Source organism: Streptomyces erythrochromogenes (assembly GCF_040684695.1).
GTDB lineage: Bacteria > Actinomycetota > Actinomycetes > Streptomycetales > Streptomycetaceae > Streptomyces > Streptomyces erythrochromogenes_C.
In genome coordinates this window covers 51,447-67,783 of sequence record NZ_JBFBGM010000037.1, presented here as the reverse complement: position 1 = coordinate 67,783, position 16,337 = coordinate 51,447, and the positions used below count along the sequence as shown (strand labels likewise).

Here is a 16,337-nt window from a genome sequence, read left to right as displayed (position 1 = left end):
GTCCCCCGGTCTCAATCGCCGGACGGGCTGGAATCCAGCCCGTCCGGCGATTGAGGACCGGGGGTTCGGACACGCCGACGGCCCCCTGAGCGGGGCTCAGGGGGCCGTCGGGATACGGGCAGAAGGCCCGGCCGGCCGGACGGGGCCGGTGGGTCGTCCGCCCCGCGAGGGAAGGGCTACAGGCCCATCGCCGCCGCGAGGTCCTTCTTGATCGCGTCCAGGACTTCCTGGCCGGTCGCGCGGGCCGACGCCAGGTCGGAGGCCTCGGCCACCGGGACGACGACCTCCAGGTAGCACTTCAGCTTGGGCTCCGTGCCCGACGGGCGGCAGATGACCCGGGCCTTGTACGCGCCGTCCAGGTAGTAGCGCAGGCCGTCCGTGGGCGGCAGCGACCGGGTGCCCTCGGCCAGGTCCTCCGCCGAGACGACCCGCAGGCCCGCCAGCGAGACCGGGGGCTCCGCGCGCAGCGCGGCCATCGCCGAGGCGATCACCGACAGGTCCGAGACGCGGACCGAGAGCTGGTCGGTGGCGTGCAGCCCGTGGGCCATCGCCAGGTCGTCCAGCAGGTCGGTCAGGGTGCGGCCCTGCTCCTTGAGCTCCGAGGCCAGTTCGGCCACCAGCAGGGCGGCGGTCACGCCGTCCTTGTCGCGGACGCCCTCGGGGTCCACGCAGTAGCCGAGCGCCTCCTCGTAGCCGTAGCGCAGGCCCTCGACGCGGGCGATCCACTTGAAGCCCGTCAGGGTCTCCTCGTAGCCGACGCCCGCGGCCTCCGCGATCCGGCCCAGCAGGCTGGAGGAGACGATGGACTCGGCGAAGACGCCGGTCGCGCCCTTGTGGACCAGGTGCGCCGCGAGCAGCGCGCCGACCTCGTCGCCGCGCAGCATCCGCCAGCCGTCGGCGGTGGGGACGGCCACCGCGCAGCGGTCCGCGTCGGGGTCGTTCGCGATCACGATGTCCGGCTGGACCTCGGCGGCCCGGGCGAAGGCCAGGTCCATCGCGCCCGGCTCCTCCGGGTTGGGGAACGCCACCGTCGGGAAGGCCGGGTCCGGCTCGGCCTGCTCGGCGACCAGGACCGGCTCGGGGAAGCCGTGCCGGGCGAAGGCCGCCAGCACGACGTCCTTGCCGACGCCGTGCATGGCCGTGTAGACGGTCCGCACGCCGCGCGGGCCGCCCGGGGTCAGGACGGCGTCCGTGCGGGCCAGGTAGGCCTCCAGCACCTCGTCGCCGAGGTCCTCCCAGCCCGATTCCGGGCGGGGGACCGAGGCGAGCGTGTCGACACGGGCGATCTCCGCGGCGATCTCGGTGTCGGCCGGGGAGACGATCTGCGAGCCGTCGCCGAGGTAGACCTTGTAGCCGTTGTCCCGGGGCGGGTTGTGGCTCGCGGTCACCTCGACGCCGGCCACGGCGCCCAGGTGCCTTATGGCGTACGCGAGGACGGGCGTGGGCAGCGGGCGGGGCAGGACGGCCGCGCGCAGCCCGGCACCGGTCATGACGGCCGCGGTGTCGCGGGCGAAGTCCGCCGACTTGTAGCGGGCGTCGTAGCCGACGACGACCAGGCCGCCGGCGTGGCCCTGGGCCTTCAGGTAGGCCGCGAGGCCCGCCGCGGCCCGGATGACCACGCTGCGGTTCATCCGCATCGGGCCCGCGCCGATCTCACCGCGCAGTCCGGCGGTGCCGAACTGGAGGGTGCCGGAGAACCGGTCGGCGAGCTCCGCCGTGTCGCCCGCGTCGAGGAGCGCGGCGAGTTCGGCCGCGGTCTCCGGGTCGGGGTCCTCCGCCAGCCAGGCCTGCGCCCGGGTGATCAGGTCGTCCTGTTCCTGCACTACTTCCGCCTTACCTCTCGTACGGTCCCGGGGCCTCAGATGCGGGCGAGGACCTGGGTCAGCAGCTTGCCCATGCGTGCGGCCGAGTCACGGCCGGCCTGGAGGACCTCTTCGTGGTTCAGCGGCTCGCCGGAGATGCCCGCCGCGAGGTTGGTGACCAGGGAGATGCCGAGCACCTCGGCGCCGGCCTCACGGGCGGCGATGGCCTCCAGCACGGTGGACATGCCGACCAGGTCGGCGCCCATGACGCGGATCATGTTGATCTCGGCCGGGGTCTCGTAGTGCGGGCCGGGGAACTGGACGTAGACGCCCTCCTCCAGGGAGGGGTCGATCTCCTTGCACAGCGCGCGCAGCCCGGGCGAGTACAGGTTCGTCAGGTCCACGAAGTTCGCGCCGATGATCGGCGAGGTGGCCGTCATGTTGATGTGGTCGCTGATCAGGACCGGCTGGCCGGGCTGCATGCCCTCGCGCAGACCGCCGCAGCCGTTGGTCAGCACGACGGTCTTGCAGCCGGCGGCGACCGCGGTGCGGACACCGTGGGCGACGGCGGCGACGCCGCGGCCCTCGTAGTAGTGGGTGCGGCCCAGGAAGACCAGCGCGCGCTTGTCGCCGATCTTGTACGAGCGGACCTTGCCGCCGTGTCCTTCGACGGCGGCCGGGGGGAACCCGGGCAGCTCGGTGACGAGGAACTCGGCCTCGGGGGCGCCCAGGGCCTCGGCGGCGGGGGCCCAGCCGGAGCCCATGACGAGGGCGACATCGTGGGTCTCGGCGCCGGTGAGCTCCCGCAGGCGGGCGGCTGCGGCGTCGGCGGCGGCGGTGGGATCGGTAACAGATGCGTTCACGCAGACGAGCGTAGCCGCTCATTGCCTACGCGCGTAGATGGCACAGCTCACCATGCTCGGATCGTTGTCTTGTCGTTTCCGACCAAATGTCCGTCGCCACCCGCAGTGACCTGCGGCGACCTGCGGTGACCGGCCGGGCGGCCCGCTCCGGGCGGCCCCGCCGCACCCTCTAGCAGGGGCGCTTGCGCAGCTCCATCACGTAGTCGTGCGGGGCGCCCGCGGACTCGGCCGCGTCGGCGATCTCGCCCAGGTAGCGCGCGGAGGGCAGGCCGCCCTCGTAGCCGTTGAGCACGTAGCACCAGGCGGCGTCCTCGCCGTCCAGCGTGTGCACCCGGATCCGCATGCGCCGGTAGATGTCGAGCCCGACGCCCTCCCAGCGGTCCATGGAGTCCTCGTCGAGCGGGGCGATGTCGTAGAGGGCGACGAAGACCTGGTGGCGGGGTGCCTCGACGATCGTGGCGAGGGAACCCTCCCAGCCCATCTGCTCGCCGCCGAAGGTCAGCCGCCAGTCGTTGATCCAGCCCGTGCCGCGCAGCGGCGAATGGGGAGCGCGGCGCGTCATCAGCCGCGGGTCGAGGTTGCCGGCGTACGCGGCGTAGAGCGACATGAGGTCGAGGGTACGGGAGGGGTGGCCGGGAAGGCGTGCCCGGCCGGGCGTACCCCCGGACGGAGTCCCGCGGCGGGACCGGGCGCGAAGCACCTTGAAGCGTGCGGGACAATGGAGCACGGAATGCATCCCCCGGGGAGAACCCCCGGAACACCGGCCGGGGCGGCAGCCGGCCGGGTAGACGTGAGGCGGACTTTTCGTGACCCGGATCGTGATCATCGGCGGCGGACCCGGCGGGTATGAGGCGGCCCTCGTGGGGGCCCAGCTCGGCGCGGAGGTGACCGTCGTGGACTGCGACGGTCTGGGCGGGGCCTCGGTCCTGACCGACTGCGTACCTTCCAAGACTCTGATCGCGACCGCCGAGGTGATGACCACCTTCGACTCCTCCTACGAGGAGCTGGGGATCATCGTCGCGGACGACACCCCGCACGTCGAGCAGGCCGCGCGCGTCGTGGGCGTGGACCTCGGCAAGGTGAACCGGCGCGTCAAGCGCCTCGCGCTCGCCCAGTCGCACGACATCACCGCCTCCGTCACCCGCGCGGGCGCCAAGGTCATGCGCGGCCGCGGCAAGCTGGGCGGCCCGCAGGGCATCGACGGCACCCGGGACGTCATCGTCACCGCCGCGGACGGCACCGAGACGATCCTGACGGCGGACGCCGTCCTCATCGCCACCGGCGGCACCCCGCGCGAGATCCCGGACGCCCAGCCCGACGGCGAGCGCATCCTGAACTGGACGCAGGTCTACGACCTGGACGAGCTCCCCGAGGAGCTCATCGTGGTCGGTTCCGGTGTGACCGGCGCCGAGTTCGCCGGCGCGTACCAGGCGCTCGGGTCCCGGGTCACCCTGGTGTCCTCCCGCGACCGCGTGCTGCCGGGCGAGGACCCCGACGCGGCGGCCGTCCTGGAGGACGTCTTCCGGCGCCGCGGCATGAACGTCGTCGGACGCTCGCGCGCCGAGTCCGCCAAGCGGGTCGGCGACCGGGTCGAGGTCACCCTCTCCGACGGCCGGGTGCTGACCGGCACGCACTGCCTGATGGCGGTCGGCGCGATCCCGAACACCGCGAACATGAACCTGGAGGAGTCCGGGGTCCGGCTCAAGGACTCCGGGCACATCTGGACCGACAAGGTGTCGCGCACCTCCGCGCCGGGCGTGTACGCCGCCGGTGACGTCACGGGCGTCTTCGCGCTCGCGTCCGTCGCCGCCATGCAGGGCCGCATCGCGATGTACCACTTCCTCGGCGACGCGGTGGCCCCGCTGAACCTGAAGACGGTGTCCTCGAACGTCTTCACCGACCCCGAGATCGCCACCGTCGGCTACACGCAGGCGGACGTGGACGCCGGGAAGATCGACGCCCGTGTCGTGAAGCTCCCCCTGCTGCGCAACCCGCGCGCCAAGATGCAGGGCATCCGGGACGGCTTCGTGAAGATGTTCTGCCGTCCGGGCACCGGCATCGTGGTCGGCGGCGTGGTCGTCTCCCCGCGCGCGAGCGAGCTCATCCACCCGATCTCGATCGCCGTCGACAACAATCTGACGGTCGAGCAGATCGCAAACGCGTTCACCGTGTACCCCTCGCTGTCCGGTTCGATCGCCGAGGTGGCGCGCCAGCTGCACACGCGGAAGGCCGCCGGCGAGGCGTGAGGCACCCCAACCGCCCCACACCCCAAGGGTGTTGGGGCGGTGCGCCGTCGCGAGGCCGTGCGTTCACCCAGACCTCGGACCGCGTATACCACTAGTCGCCCTGCCATATGGACAACTTCGGTATTCCGGCGCAAAGAGCTGAAAGCAGACGGTCGTTGGGGTTACTGTCAGTTTCGTGTTCGCTGCAGAACGTCGCCAATTGATCCTCGAAATGGTGCGGGCCAACGGAGCGGTTTCGCTCCGGGAGCTCGCCCGCGTCGTCCAGACCTCCGAAGTGACCGTACGGCGGGACGTGCGGGCACTGGAGGCCGAAGGACTCCTCGACCGCCGACACGGCGGTGCGGTCTTGCCGGGCGGTTTCACGCGGGAGTCCGGCTTTCCGCAAAAGTCCCATCTCGCGACGGCGGAGAAGACCGCCATCGCCGATGTCGCGGCCGGCCTCGTCGAAGAGGGCGAGGCCGTCGTCGTCGGCGCGGGCACCACGACGCAGGAGCTGGCCCGCCGGCTCGCCCGCGTGCCCGGCCTGACCGTCGTCACCAACTCCCTCCTGGTCGCCCAGGCGCTGGCCCACGCCAACCGGGTCGAGGTCGTCATGACCGGCGGCACCCTGCGCGGGTCCAACTACGCCCTCGTCGGCAGCGGGGCCGAACAGTCCCTCCAGGGGCTCCGGGTCTCCCGCGCCTTCCTCTCGGGCAGCGGCCTGACGGCGGAGCGGGGCCTGTCCACGTCCAACATGCTCAGCGCGAGCGTGGACCGGGCGCTGGTACAGGCGGCGGCGGAGGTGGTGGTCCTGGCCGACCACACCAAGCTCGGCACGGACACCATGTTCCAGACGGTGCCGACGGACGTGATGACCCGCCTGGTCACGGACGAGCCCCCGCCGCACGACGACCGCGCGGCCACCGAGCTCCAGGCCCTGGCGGACCAGGGCGTCCAGATCACCGTGGCCGGCGGCCCCGTCGCCTCGGGCGGCGTGGACGGCATGGGCGCCCGCCGCCCCCGCCGGGAGTCCCCCCTCCCGGTCCAGCGCCGCGGCGGCCCGACGGCCCAGCTGCGCAGCGCGCCCGGCGGGATGCTGGAGCAGCAGACGGAGCGCGCCCGGGTCGCGGACATGCGGCGCCGGTAGGCCCGGGCCGCCCGGGGCCTGCCGTCCCCGGAGCCTGCCGTCCCCGGGGTGCGGACTCCGTTCGGGAATCGCGAAGGCCCCGCCCGGTTCGACCGGGCGGGGCCTTCGCGCGTGTCCGAGGACGAGGACGTCAGTCCTTGATCTCGCAGATCGTGGCGCCCGAGGTGACCGAGCCGCCGACCTCGGCGGTGAGGCCGACGACGGTGCCGGAGCGGTGCGCGTTGAGCGGCTGCTCCATCTTCATCGCTTCCAGGACGACGATCAGTTCGCCCTCGGTGACCTGCTGGCCCTCCTCGACCGCGACCTTGACGATCGTGCCCTGCATCGGGGAGGCGAGCGTGTCGCCGGAGGCGGCCGGGCCGGACTTCTTGGCCGCGCGGCGCTTCGGCTTCGCGCCGCCTGCGGCGGCGGTGCGGGCCAGGGTCATGCCGAGGGAGGACGGCAGCGAGACTTCCAGGCGCTTGCCGCCGACCTCGACGACGACCGTCTCGCGGCCCGGCTCGTCCTCGGTCTCCTCGGCCGCGGGGGCCGTGAACGCCGGGATCTCGTTGACGAACTCGGTCTCGATCCAGCGGGTGTAGACCGTGAACGGGCTGCCGTCGGTGGGGGCGAACGCCGGGTCGGCGACGACCGCACGGTGGAAGGGGATGGCCGTGGCCATGCCCTCGACCTCGAACTCGGCGAGCGCGCGGGCGGCGCGCTGCAGCGCCTGCTCGCGGGTGGCGCCGGTGACGATCAGCTTGGCCAGGAGGGAGTCCCAGGCCGGGCCGATAACGGAGCCGGACTCCACGCCCGCGTCGAGGCGGACGCCCGGGCCCGTCGGCGCGACGAACTTCGTCACGGTGCCGGGCGCCGGGAGGAAGCCGCGGCCCGGGTCCTCGCCGTTGATGCGGAACTCGATGGAGTGGCCGCGCAGGACCGGGTCGCCGTAGCCGAGCTCCTCGCCGTCGGCGATGCGGAACATCTCGCGGACCAGGTCGATGCCGGCGACCTCTTCGGTGACCGGGTGCTCGACCTGCAGGCGGGTGTTGACCTCCAGGAAGGAGATCAGGCCGTCGGCGGAGACCAGGAACTCCACGGTGCCGGCGCCGACGTAGCCGGCCTCCTTCAGGATGGCCTTGGACGCGGCGTACAGCTCCGCGTTCTGAGCCTCGGTCAGGAACGGCGCGGGGGCCTCCTCCACCAGCTTCTGGTGGCGGCGCTGCAGGGAGCAGTCACGGGTGGAGACGACGACGACGTTGCCGTGCGAGTCGGCCAGGCACTGGGTCTCGACGTGACGCGGCTTGTCGAGGTAGCGCTCGACGAAGCACTCGCCGCGGCCGAAGGCGGCGACGGCCTCGCGGACGGCGGAGTCGTAGAGCTCCGGCACCTCTTCGAGGGTGCGGGCGACCTTCAGACCGCGGCCGCCACCACCGAAGGCCGCCTTGATGGCGATCGGCAGGCCGTGCTCCTTGGCGAAGGCGACGACCTCGTCCGCCCCGGAGACCGGGTCCGGCGTGCCGGCGACCAGCGGCGCACCGGCGCGCTGGGCGATGTGGCGGGCGGCCACCTTGTCGCCGAGGTCGCGGATGGCCTGCGGCGGCGGGCCGATCCAGGTCAGGCCGGCGTCGAGCACGGCCTGGGCGAATTCGGCGTTCTCGGACAGGAAGCCGTATCCGGGGTGGATGGCGTCCGCACCCGAGTCGGCGGCGGCCTGGAGGACCTTGGAGATGTCCAGGTAGCTGGCGGCCGGGGTGTCACCGCCCAACGCGAAAGCTTCGTCGGCCGCGCGGACGTGCAGAGCGTCCCGGTCCGGATCGGCGTAGACGGCTACGCTCGCGATCCCGGCGTCCCGGCAGGCCCGAGCAACGCGGACAGCGATTTCGCCACGGTTGGCGATGAGCACCTTGCGCACGATGGCTCCCTCCTTGAAACAAGCTGAGTTTAGGGACAGCCCACACGGCCTTTCGACCCTTCCCCGGTGGTGACCTTGCCCACACAGAGTGTGATGCGAGGCCCGCTCCGCCGGGGAACCCTTGTGGCGCCCCAGGTCAGGGGGATCCCCGACTGCACAGTAACCCCGTCATGTAGCCAAGGTCTCTGTCTCCCCGGTCAGCGGCCCCGGGTGATTCTTTGTCGAGTCCCTACGAACGGCCCACAGTTTCTTTGCTGCCGAGCGAGGAGTTGTCCCCTTGTTTACTGATTGGTAGCTCCGTCGTCCCGCAGGGCGAACCGGGACAACACCGTACCCACAGCGGGGTGGCCGACCGTGGTCCCTACGGGCCGCAGCGCGCCGGGCGTGTACTCCGGACGGGCGATGCGGACACATCTCTTGCCCGCCGGGCTACCCGTTAGTAGCCTCCAGGCGTCGAACGGGCGTATGGCGCTTGGGGGGTGGGTGCACGTGGTGCGAAGACTCGTGGCCGGAGTGGCCGCGATCGTGCTGGTCGCGGAAGCCGCCGTACTGGTGCTCGTCCACATCGTGCTGGGCAGGACCACGGCCAACCAGTCCATGTCCATCGCCGGCAGCGATCCGGACCTCATGTCCACGGCCACCTACGGCATGGGGGCGGGCATGGGCGCCTTCCTCCTGCTGTGCGCCGTCATCGCCGCCCTCGCCGCGCTGCGCGACCGCCCGCCGGGCCGCTTCGCCCGCGTCGTGCTCATCTCCGCCGCCGTCACCCACGCGGTGCTCGGCATGCTCGTCGTCGGCCTGGTCGGCTGGATCGCCTTCGCGGTGCTGATGCTGATCCTGTGTCTGCTCGTCCTGATCCTGACGCTCTACCCGGCCGCCGCCCGGCGCGGTGACGGCGGCACCCCCGCCGAGGACGCCCGGGACGACACCCCGCCACCACCGCCGTTCGGGGAGCTCAAGCCCACAAGTCCGTGATGGACACGCCCAGTTCGCCGAGCAGGGAGCGCAGCAGCGGCATGGACAGCCCGATCACGTTGCCGTGATCCCCGTCGATGCCGTCGATGAACGGCGCCGACAGCCCGTCCAGGGTGAACGCCCCCGCCACGTGCAGCGGCTCGCCGCTCGCCACGTACGCCGCCACCTCCGCGTCCGTCGGCTCGCCGAAGCGGACCGTCGTCGACGCCGTCGCCGAGACCTGACGCCCGGTCGCCGTGTCGATCACGCAGTGCCCGGTGCGCAGCACCCCGGCCCGGCCGCGCATCGCCTTCCAGCGCGCGGTGGCCTCCTCGGCGTCCGCGGGCTTGCCCAGCGCCTCGCCGTCCAGCTCCAGCACCGAGTCGCAGCCGATCACCAGGGCGCCCGAGGCCTCGTCCAGGGCCGCCACGACGGCCGCCTTCGCCTCGGCCAGCGCCAGGGCCAGCTCGGCCGGCTCGTCGTGGTCGAGGGTGTCCTCGTCGAAACCGCTGACGATCACGTGCGGGGCGAGACCGGCCTGCCGCAGCAGGTTCAGCCGGGCGGGGGAGGCGGAGGCGAGGACGAGCTTGCGCGCGCTCGCGGGCTGGGGTGTGGCAGTCATGCCCGCCATCGTAGGTGCGCCCGGGCGCGGCTCAGAAGTGGCCGACGCCGAGGACGTAGACCACCACGAGCATGGCGAGGGCGAGCACCACGGTGAGCCGCCGGATCATCGCCTGCGCGTCGCGCATGTCCTTGGGCGGCTCGTTCTTCGGGTCGGACCAGAGCATGTTCCGATCCTGGCCCCGCGGACGGGTGCGGCGCCTGAGTACGGGTACTCAAGCGCCGCCCCGCGTTCACCACATCCCGGCTATCCGGGCCAGTACGTCCGGCCCCAGGCGCGCGGGCCCGGCTGCGGAAGCCGCCGCCGTGCCACCCGGGTCGGCGTCGACCACTCGTCCGCGACCTGCGGGGCGCCCGACGGCTGCGACGCGGCCAGCAGCGCCGCGCGCGCCTGGACCACCGCCAGTGCGGCAGCCAGCTCCTCAGGGGTCGGATTGCCCTTGACGACCTTGATCACCACGGTGACCTCCTGGAGGGACTAGAGGGGGATGTTGCCGTGCTTCTTCGGCGGCAGGGACTCCCGCTTGGTGCGCAGCTGCCGCAGCCCCTTCACCACGTGCGCGCGGGTCTCGGACGGCATGGTCACCGCGTCGATGTAGCCGCGCTCGGCCGCCGTGTACGGGTTGAGCAGCGCGTCCTCGTACTCGGCGATGAGCCGGGTCCGGGTCTCCTCCACCTCCTCGGGAGAGGTCTCGGCCAGGGTGCGCCGGTGCAGGATGTTCACCGCGCCCTGCGCGCCCATCACGGCGATCTGCGCGGTCGGCCAGGCGAGGTTCAGGTCCGCGCCGAGGTGCTTGGAGCCCATGACGTCGTAGGCGCCGCCGAAGGCCTTGCGGGTGATGACGGTGATCAGCGGCACGGTGGCCTCGGCGTACGCGTAGATCAGCTTGGCGCCGCGCCGGATGATTCCGTTGTACTCCTGGTCGGTGCCCGGGAGGAAGCCCGGCACGTCCACGAAGGTCAGCACCGGGATGTTGAAGGCGTCGCAGGTCCGCACGAAGCGGGCCGCCTTCTCGGAGGCGTCGATGTCCAGGCAGCCGGCGAACTGCATCGGCTGGTTGGCGACGACACCCACCGGGTGGCCCTCGACCCGGCCGAAACCGGTCAGGATGTTCGGCGCGAAGAGCGACTGGGTCTCCAGGAACTCCGCGTCGTCGAGCACGTGCTCGATCACGGTGTGCATGTCGTACGGCTGGTTCGCGCTGTCCGGGATCAGCACGTCGAGCTCGCGGTCGCTGTCGGAGACCTCGGTGTCGGCCTCCTCGGGGAACGCGGGCGGCTCCGAGAGGTTGTTCGACGGCAGGTACGACAGGAGCGACTTCACGTACTCGATCGCGTCCTTCTCGTCGCCCGCCATGTGGTGCGCGACGCCGGACGTGCTGTTGTGCGTACGCGCACCGCCCAGTTCCTCGAAGCCGACGTCCTCGCCGGTGACCGTCTTGATGACGTCCGGGCCGGTGATGAACATGTGCGAGGTCTGGTCCACCATCACCGTGAAGTCGGTGATCGCGGGCGAGTACACGGCACCGCCGGCGCAGGGCCCGACGACCAGGCTGATCTGCGGGATCACGCCCGAGGCGTGGACGTTGCGGCGGAAGATCTCGCCGTACATGCCCAGCGCGCTGACACCCTCCTGGATGCGCGCGCCGCCGGAGTCGTTGATGCCGACGAGCGGGCAGCCGGTCTTCAGCGCGAAGTCCATGACCTTCATGATCTTCTGGCCGAAGGTCTCGCCGAGGGCTCCGCCGAAGACGGTGAAGTCCTGCGAGAACACGGCGACGGGACGCCCGTCGACCGTGCCGTAGCCGGTGACGACGCCGTCGCCGTAGGGGCGGGTCTTCTCCAGCCCGAAGTTGGTGGAACGGTGCCGGGCGAACTCGTCCAGCTCGACGAAGGATCCCTCGTCCAGCAGTAGGGCAACCCGCTCACGCGCCGTCAGCTTGCCCTTGGCGTGCTGCTTCTCCACGGCACGGGCGGAACCGGCGTGGGTGGCTTCGTCGATGCGGCGCTGCAGATCCGCGATCTTGCCCGCGGTGGTGTGCATGTCGATCGGCTCTGACGGATGTGACATCGGGGTCGCGGCTCCCTGCATGGTGTCAACTGCCTGGTCAATTGATTGACTACTGCTGGCTACTGGTGCGTAGCGTATCGGCGGGCATGGCGCTCGGCAGTGCGGCGTTTGACACACCTACATTGGGTTGCTTGGCTTCGTCGCCTTCCCTAAAGGGGGGCCGTCCCGCCCTCACGGGCGGGCCTTCCTGCTTCATCGCGCGCTGCCCCGGCGTGGCGGACGCCCGCCGGGGTCCTACGCCCGCTCCACAGGCGGACACCGCCAGCCCGGCGGCCAGAAGGTTGATCGCCGCGTTCTCGTCACGGTCGTGCTCTGCCCCGCAGCCCGCGCACCTCCACGCGCGGATGCCCAGGGGCATCTCCCGGACGAGTGCGCCGCAGACCGAGCACAGTTTCGAGCTGGGATGCCATCGGTCAATGGTGATCAGCTCGCGCCCGTACCAGGTGCTCTTGTACTCCAGCATGCTCCGCAGCTCGCGCCATGCCGCATCGGAGATGGCCCGGGCGAGCCGCGGGTTCTTCTGCATGGTGCGGACGGACAGGTCTTCGATCACGAGCGTTTGGTTTTCGCGCACGAGTCGAGTCGTCAGTTTGTGCAGGTGGTCCCGGCGCCGGTCGGCGATCCGTGCGTGGACCTTCGCTACACGGATGCGTGCCTTGGTCCGGTTCGCGCTGCCCTTCTCCTTGCGCGACAGGGCCCGCTGGGCCCGTGCCAGGCGTGCGCGGTCCCTGCGCTCGCACTTCGGGTTGATGATCTTTTCCCCGGTCGACAGCGTGACCAGCGCCGTCAGCCCCGCGTCGATTCCGACCGCTTGTGCCACCTCGGGGAACGGGGCAGGGCTGTCCTCGAAGAGCAGGGACACGAACCAGCGGCCGGCCGGGTCCCGGGAGACGGTCACGGTCGTCGGATCCGCGCCTGCCGGCAACCGGCGCGACCAGACGACCGCCAAGGGGCCCGCCATCTTGGCGAGAGTCAGCACGCCGTCCCGGAAGCGGAAAGCGGATCTGGTGTACTCGGCACTCGCCCTGGACCGTCGCTTCGACTTGAACCGGGGGTGGCGGGACCGCCCGTCCCGGAAGGCGTCGAACGCCCGCTGCAGGTGCCGCAGCGCCTGCTGGAGGGGCACGCAGGAGACCTCGTTCAGAAAAGCCAGTTCCGGGGTCTGCTTCCAAGCGGTCAGCATGGCCGACGTCTGTGCGTAGCCCACGCGCTCCCGGCGGGCCCGGGCCTCGGCGCGGGCGGCGAGGGCCAGGTTGTAGACCTTCCGCACGCAGCCGAACGTCTTGGACAGCTCTGTTGCCTGCGCGTCGTCGGGGTAGAAACGGAACTTGAATGCCCGCTTTACCGCAGAATTCCCCACAGCGGGGAAGCTAGGGTCGGTCACGATCCGAACACAAACCCGGGTCAGAGGATCACACACGGCGACATAAGGAATCCGACCATGTCATCAGATGCATCAGCCGGAGCCTCCGCAGGTCGTTGGTCGAGCCTGGACCGGCCGCCGCTCAATGCCGCCGCGCTGCAGCGGGCCCTCGTCACCGGGGACGGGCTGTGGACCTCGCTGGAGGTGGTCGCCTCCACCGGGTCCACCAATACCGACCTTGCCACGCGGGCGGCGGAGCTGCCCGAGGGGGCCGTGGTCGTCGCCGAGGAGCAGAGCGCCGGGCGCGGCCGGCTCGACCGGAGCTGGGTCGCTCCGGCCCGGTCCGGGCTGTTCTTCTCGGTGCTGTTCAAGCCGGGCGACGCGGTGCCGCAGGAGCAGTGGGGGTGGCTGACCCTCCTGGCCGGCGTCGCCACCGCGACCGGGCTCTCCCGGGCCGCCGGCGTGGACACCGCCCTCAAGTGGCCCAACGACCTGCTGGTCAGTGTCGAGGGCGAGGAGCGCAAGGCCGGCGGCATCCTCGCCGAGCGGGTCGAGGACGGCGTGATCGTCGGCATCGGGCTCAACGTCACGCTGACCGAGGAGGAGCTCCCGGTGCCGGCCGCCGGGTCGTTGCTGCTGGCCAAGGCCACGGTGACCGACCGGGAGCCGCTGCTCAAGGCCGTCCTGCGGTCCCTGGAGGAGTGGTACGGGAACTGGCGCGCCGCCGGCGGCGACCCGGCGGCCAGCGGCCTCCAGGAGACCTACGCGGCGGGCTGCGCCACCCTCGGCCGGCACGTGCGCGCGGAGCTCCCGGGCGGGCGCACCCTCACCGGAACGGCCGAAGCGGTCGACACCGATGGCCGCCTGGTGATCCGTACGGCCGAAGGCACCCACGAGGCCGTGGGGGCCGGGGACGTCGTCCACCTGCGGTCCGTGCACTGACGGGGCGGGGCCGGGCGCTCGGCGAGATGCGCGGAATGCCGCGTTTCGGGTGCGTACGGCCCCATGCGCCGCCGTGCGGGGCCCGGCCCCGGTGCCGGATCGAAGCCGGGGAGGGGGAGTGAGCTACGGCACACCTGCCGTATGGTTTAGGCGATCCCGCTGCTCGTGGTGATCAACCGGTTCGGCAGGGCAGTGCGCACGGAATGGACAGGAGGCGGCCCTTGACCGTCGACGACTCTGCCTCCGGCGCGTCCGCCCCCGGGCCCAGCGGTCCGGGCACCCCGATCGGGCGCGACCAGCACACTCCCCACCACGAGGTCGACCACACCGTGCAGCCGACGGCGGATCCCCTCGCGATCCGCCTGGAGCAGCTCATCCTGGGCGCCGAGCGCCGGTACACGCCCTTCCAGGCCGCCCGCAGCGCCGGGGTCTCGATGGAGCTCGCCTCCCGCTTCTGGCGGGCCATGGGCTTCGCCGACATCGGCCAGGCCAGGGCGCTGACCGAGGCGGACGTACTGGCCCTGCGCCGGCTCGCCGGCCTCGTGGAGGCCGGGCTGCTGTCCGAGCCGATGGCGGTGCAGGTGGCGCGGTCCACCGGGCAGACCACGGCGCGGCTGGCGGAGTGGCAGATCGACTCCTTCCTGGAGGGGCTCACGGAGCCGCCGGAGCCGGGGATGACCCGTACGGAGGTCACGTACCCCCTGGTCGAGCTGCTCCTGCCCGAGCTGGAGGAGTTCCTCGTCTACGTGTGGCGCCGCCAGCTGGCGGCGGCCACCGGACGCGTGGTGCAGGTCGCGGACGACGAGGAGATGGTCGACCGGCGGCTCGCGGTGGGCTTCGCCGACCTGGTCGGCTTCACCCGCCTGACGCGCCGGCTGGAGGAGGAGGAGCTCGGCGAGCTGGTCGAGTCCTTCGAGACGACCGCGGCGGACCTGGTGGCCGCGTACGGCGGCCGGCTGATCAAGACGCTCGGTGACGAGGTGCTCTACTGCGCCGACGACGCGGCGACCGCCGCGGAGATCGCGCTGCGGCTCATCGAGACGATGGAGGCGGACCCGCAGATGCCCGAGCTGCGGGTCGGGATCGCCTTCGGCACGGTGACGACCCGGATGGGCGACGTCTTCGGGACCACGGTGAACCTCGCGAGCCGCCTGACCTCGATAGCCCCCAAGGACGCCGTGCTGGTGGACGGGGCCATGGCCGAGGAGCTCTCCCGGACCGGTGCCGCGCCGGTGTCGGAGAAGGAGGCGGAGAGCGAGCCCGACGAGGGCGCGGCCTACCGGTTCGCCCTGCAGCCGATGTGGCAGCGGCCGGTACGCGGTCTGGGCGTCGTGGAGCCCTGGTCGCTGACGCGCCGCAAGCGCCGCTGACCCCTGCCCGACCCCGCCCGACCCCCCGCCCGACCCCCGCCCGCGCGCCGGGCCGATCGGGCCGTCCCCGACCGGCGGGCCGCGCGTGCGGACGTCACGGCCGTACTGCAATGCGCCGCGGGCCCCTACCGATCGGCGGGACACCGCCTACTATCCCGACGTAACGTTCGTTAACCGGGAGGGTCCTATGGCGTCCGAGTTCGAGTCGGAGTTCGTGGCGGTACGCCGCCACGAGGGCGGGGTCGCGGAGCTGGTCCTGGACCGCCCCAAGGCCATGAACGCGGTCTCGACCGACATGGCCCGCGCGATCGGCGCGGCCTGCGCCGCGCTGGCCGCGGACCGTTCCGTGCGGGTGGTCGTGCTCTCCTCCGCCGTGGAGCGGGCCTTCTGTGTGGGAGCCGACCTCAAGGAGCGCAACTCGTTCTCCGACGCCGAGCTGGTGCGGCAGCGGCCGACGACGCGCGGGGCCTACGGGGGCGTGCTGGAGCTGCCCATGCCGACGGTCGCGGCGGTGCACGGCTTCGCGCTGGGCGGCGGCTTCGAGCTGGCCCTGGCCTGCGACGTGATCGTCGCCGACGAGACCGCGGTGGTCGGCCTGCCCGAGGTCTCCGTGGGCGTCATCCCGGGCGGCGGCGGTACGCAGCTGCTGCCGCGCCGCGTGGGTGCGGCGCGGGCCGCCGAGCTGATCTTCACCGCGCGCCGGGTGGAGGCCGCGGAGGCGCTCTCCCTGGGGCTGGTGGACTCCGTGGTGCCGGCGGGCCGGGACACGGCCGAGGCGCTGGCCCTGGCGTCGCGGATGGCCGCGAACTCGCCGGTGGGCCTGCGGGCCGCCAAGCGCGCGCTGCGGCTGGGGCACGGGATGGACCTGGCGGCCGGCCTGGAGATCGAGGACGCCGCCTGGCGGACGGTCGCCTTCTCCGGCGACCGGGCGGAGGGTGTGGCGGCCTTCAACGAGAAGCGCAAGCCGAACTGGCCGGGGGAGTAGGTTCCGCACCAGAGGTCCCGGTGGGGCCTCCGGTGGTCGTTGCGGCGTCGTAGCGGCGTCGAAACTCGCGCCAATTATCTCAAAATCCGACAAAACTCCC

15 protein-coding genes are annotated in these 16,337 nt (G+C 72.1%); 6 read left to right on the top strand and 9 right to left on the bottom strand.

Annotated features, from left to right (window positions below; genetic code table 11):
• Positions 1-176: 176 nt before the first annotated feature.
• The 3 genes from AB0O53_RS35460 to AB0O53_RS35450 form a co-directional block, all read right to left on the bottom strand.
• Positions 177-1,823, bottom strand: coding sequence for a phospho-sugar mutase (locus AB0O53_RS35460; RefSeq protein WP_350988366.1), 1,647 nt, complete (start codon positions 1,821-1,823; stop codon positions 177-179).
• Positions 1,824-1,858: 35 nt separating this feature from the next.
• The gene (locus AB0O53_RS35455) at positions 1,859-2,665 is read right to left on the bottom strand and encodes a purine-nucleoside phosphorylase (protein WP_045321862.1); all 807 of its coding nucleotides are present in this window, start codon (positions 2,663-2,665) and stop codon (positions 1,859-1,861) included.
• A 169-nt stretch (positions 2,666-2,834) separates the two neighbouring features.
• Positions 2,835-3,272, bottom strand: a complete 438-nt coding sequence (locus AB0O53_RS35450) for a gamma-glutamylcyclotransferase family protein (RefSeq protein WP_031149742.1) — start codon at positions 3,270-3,272, stop codon at positions 2,835-2,837.
• Positions 3,273-3,471: 199 nt separating this feature from the next.
• Here AB0O53_RS35450 and AB0O53_RS35445 point away from each other — a divergent pair, with 199 nt between their 5' ends.
• A complete protein-coding gene (locus tag AB0O53_RS35445; RefSeq protein WP_350988364.1) occupies positions 3,472-4,911 on the top strand; it encodes an NAD(P)H-quinone dehydrogenase in 1,440 nt (479 codons plus the stop codon).
• Positions 4,912-5,086: 175 nt separating this feature from the next.
• Positions 5,087-6,037, top strand: coding sequence for a DeoR/GlpR family DNA-binding transcription regulator (locus AB0O53_RS35440; protein WP_350988363.1), 951 nt, complete (start codon positions 5,087-5,089; stop codon positions 6,035-6,037).
• Between the two features lie 130 nt (positions 6,038-6,167).
• On the opposite strand, the gene AB0O53_RS35435 is transcribed toward AB0O53_RS35440, so the two are convergent.
• Positions 6,168-7,931 (bottom strand): acetyl/propionyl/methylcrotonyl-CoA carboxylase subunit alpha, encoded by a 1,764-nt coding sequence (locus AB0O53_RS35435; protein ID WP_350988362.1) that lies wholly within the window; start codon positions 7,929-7,931, stop codon positions 6,168-6,170.
• A 489-nt stretch (positions 7,932-8,420) separates the two neighbouring features.
• On the opposite strand from AB0O53_RS35435, the gene AB0O53_RS35430 reads away from it, so the two are divergent.
• Positions 8,421-8,906, top strand: a complete 486-nt coding sequence (locus AB0O53_RS35430) for a hypothetical protein (protein ID WP_365201165.1) — start codon at positions 8,421-8,423, stop codon at positions 8,904-8,906.
• On the opposite strand, the gene AB0O53_RS35425 is transcribed toward AB0O53_RS35430, so the two are convergent.
• From AB0O53_RS35425 to AB0O53_RS35405, 5 genes are all read right to left on the bottom strand, one after another.
• A complete protein-coding gene (locus AB0O53_RS35425; protein WP_403142680.1) occupies positions 8,887-9,516 on the bottom strand; it encodes a Maf family protein in 630 nt (209 codons plus the stop codon). The genes AB0O53_RS35430 and AB0O53_RS35425 overlap by 20 nt on opposite strands.
• Before the next feature lie 22 nt (positions 9,517-9,538).
• A complete protein-coding gene (mmpB, locus tag AB0O53_RS35420) occupies positions 9,539-9,673 on the bottom strand; it encodes a morphogenic membrane protein MmpB (protein ID WP_266353118.1) in 135 nt (44 codons plus the stop codon).
• A gap of 80 nt (positions 9,674-9,753) precedes the next feature.
• A complete protein-coding gene (locus AB0O53_RS35415) occupies positions 9,754-9,966 on the bottom strand; it encodes an acyl-CoA carboxylase epsilon subunit (RefSeq protein WP_350988356.1) in 213 nt (70 codons plus the stop codon).
• A gap of 18 nt (positions 9,967-9,984) precedes the next feature.
• Positions 9,985-11,577 carry an acyl-CoA carboxylase subunit beta gene (locus AB0O53_RS35410; protein ID WP_365201160.1) on the bottom strand — a complete coding sequence of 531 codons (1,593 nt, stop codon included), beginning with the start codon at positions 11,575-11,577 and terminating at the stop codon, positions 9,985-9,987.
• 49 nt (positions 11,578-11,626) lie between these two features.
• The gene (locus tag AB0O53_RS35405) at positions 11,627-12,937 is read right to left on the bottom strand and encodes an RNA-guided endonuclease InsQ/TnpB family protein (RefSeq protein ID WP_365201158.1); all 1,311 of its coding nucleotides are present in this window, start codon (positions 12,935-12,937) and stop codon (positions 11,627-11,629) included.
• 81 nt (positions 12,938-13,018) lie between these two features.
• On the opposite strand from AB0O53_RS35405, the gene AB0O53_RS35400 reads away from it, so the two are divergent.
• The 3 genes from AB0O53_RS35400 to AB0O53_RS35390 all read left to right on the top strand — a co-directional run bounded on the left by AB0O53_RS35400 (position 13,019) and on the right by AB0O53_RS35390 (position 16,237).
• Positions 13,019-13,882, top strand: coding sequence for a biotin--[acetyl-CoA-carboxylase] ligase (locus AB0O53_RS35400; protein WP_350988352.1), 864 nt, complete (start codon positions 13,019-13,021; stop codon positions 13,880-13,882).
• Positions 13,883-14,103: 221 nt separating this feature from the next.
• Positions 14,104-15,252 carry an adenylate/guanylate cyclase domain-containing protein gene (locus tag AB0O53_RS35395; protein ID WP_350988350.1) on the top strand — a complete coding sequence of 383 codons (1,149 nt, stop codon included), beginning with the start codon at positions 14,104-14,106 and terminating at the stop codon, positions 15,250-15,252.
• A gap of 187 nt (positions 15,253-15,439) precedes the next feature.
• Positions 15,440-16,237: an enoyl-CoA hydratase/isomerase family protein gene (locus AB0O53_RS35390; RefSeq protein WP_365201155.1), complete on the top strand. Its 798-nt coding sequence runs from the start codon at positions 15,440-15,442 to the stop codon at positions 16,235-16,237.
• Positions 16,238-16,337: the final 100 nt, after the last annotated feature.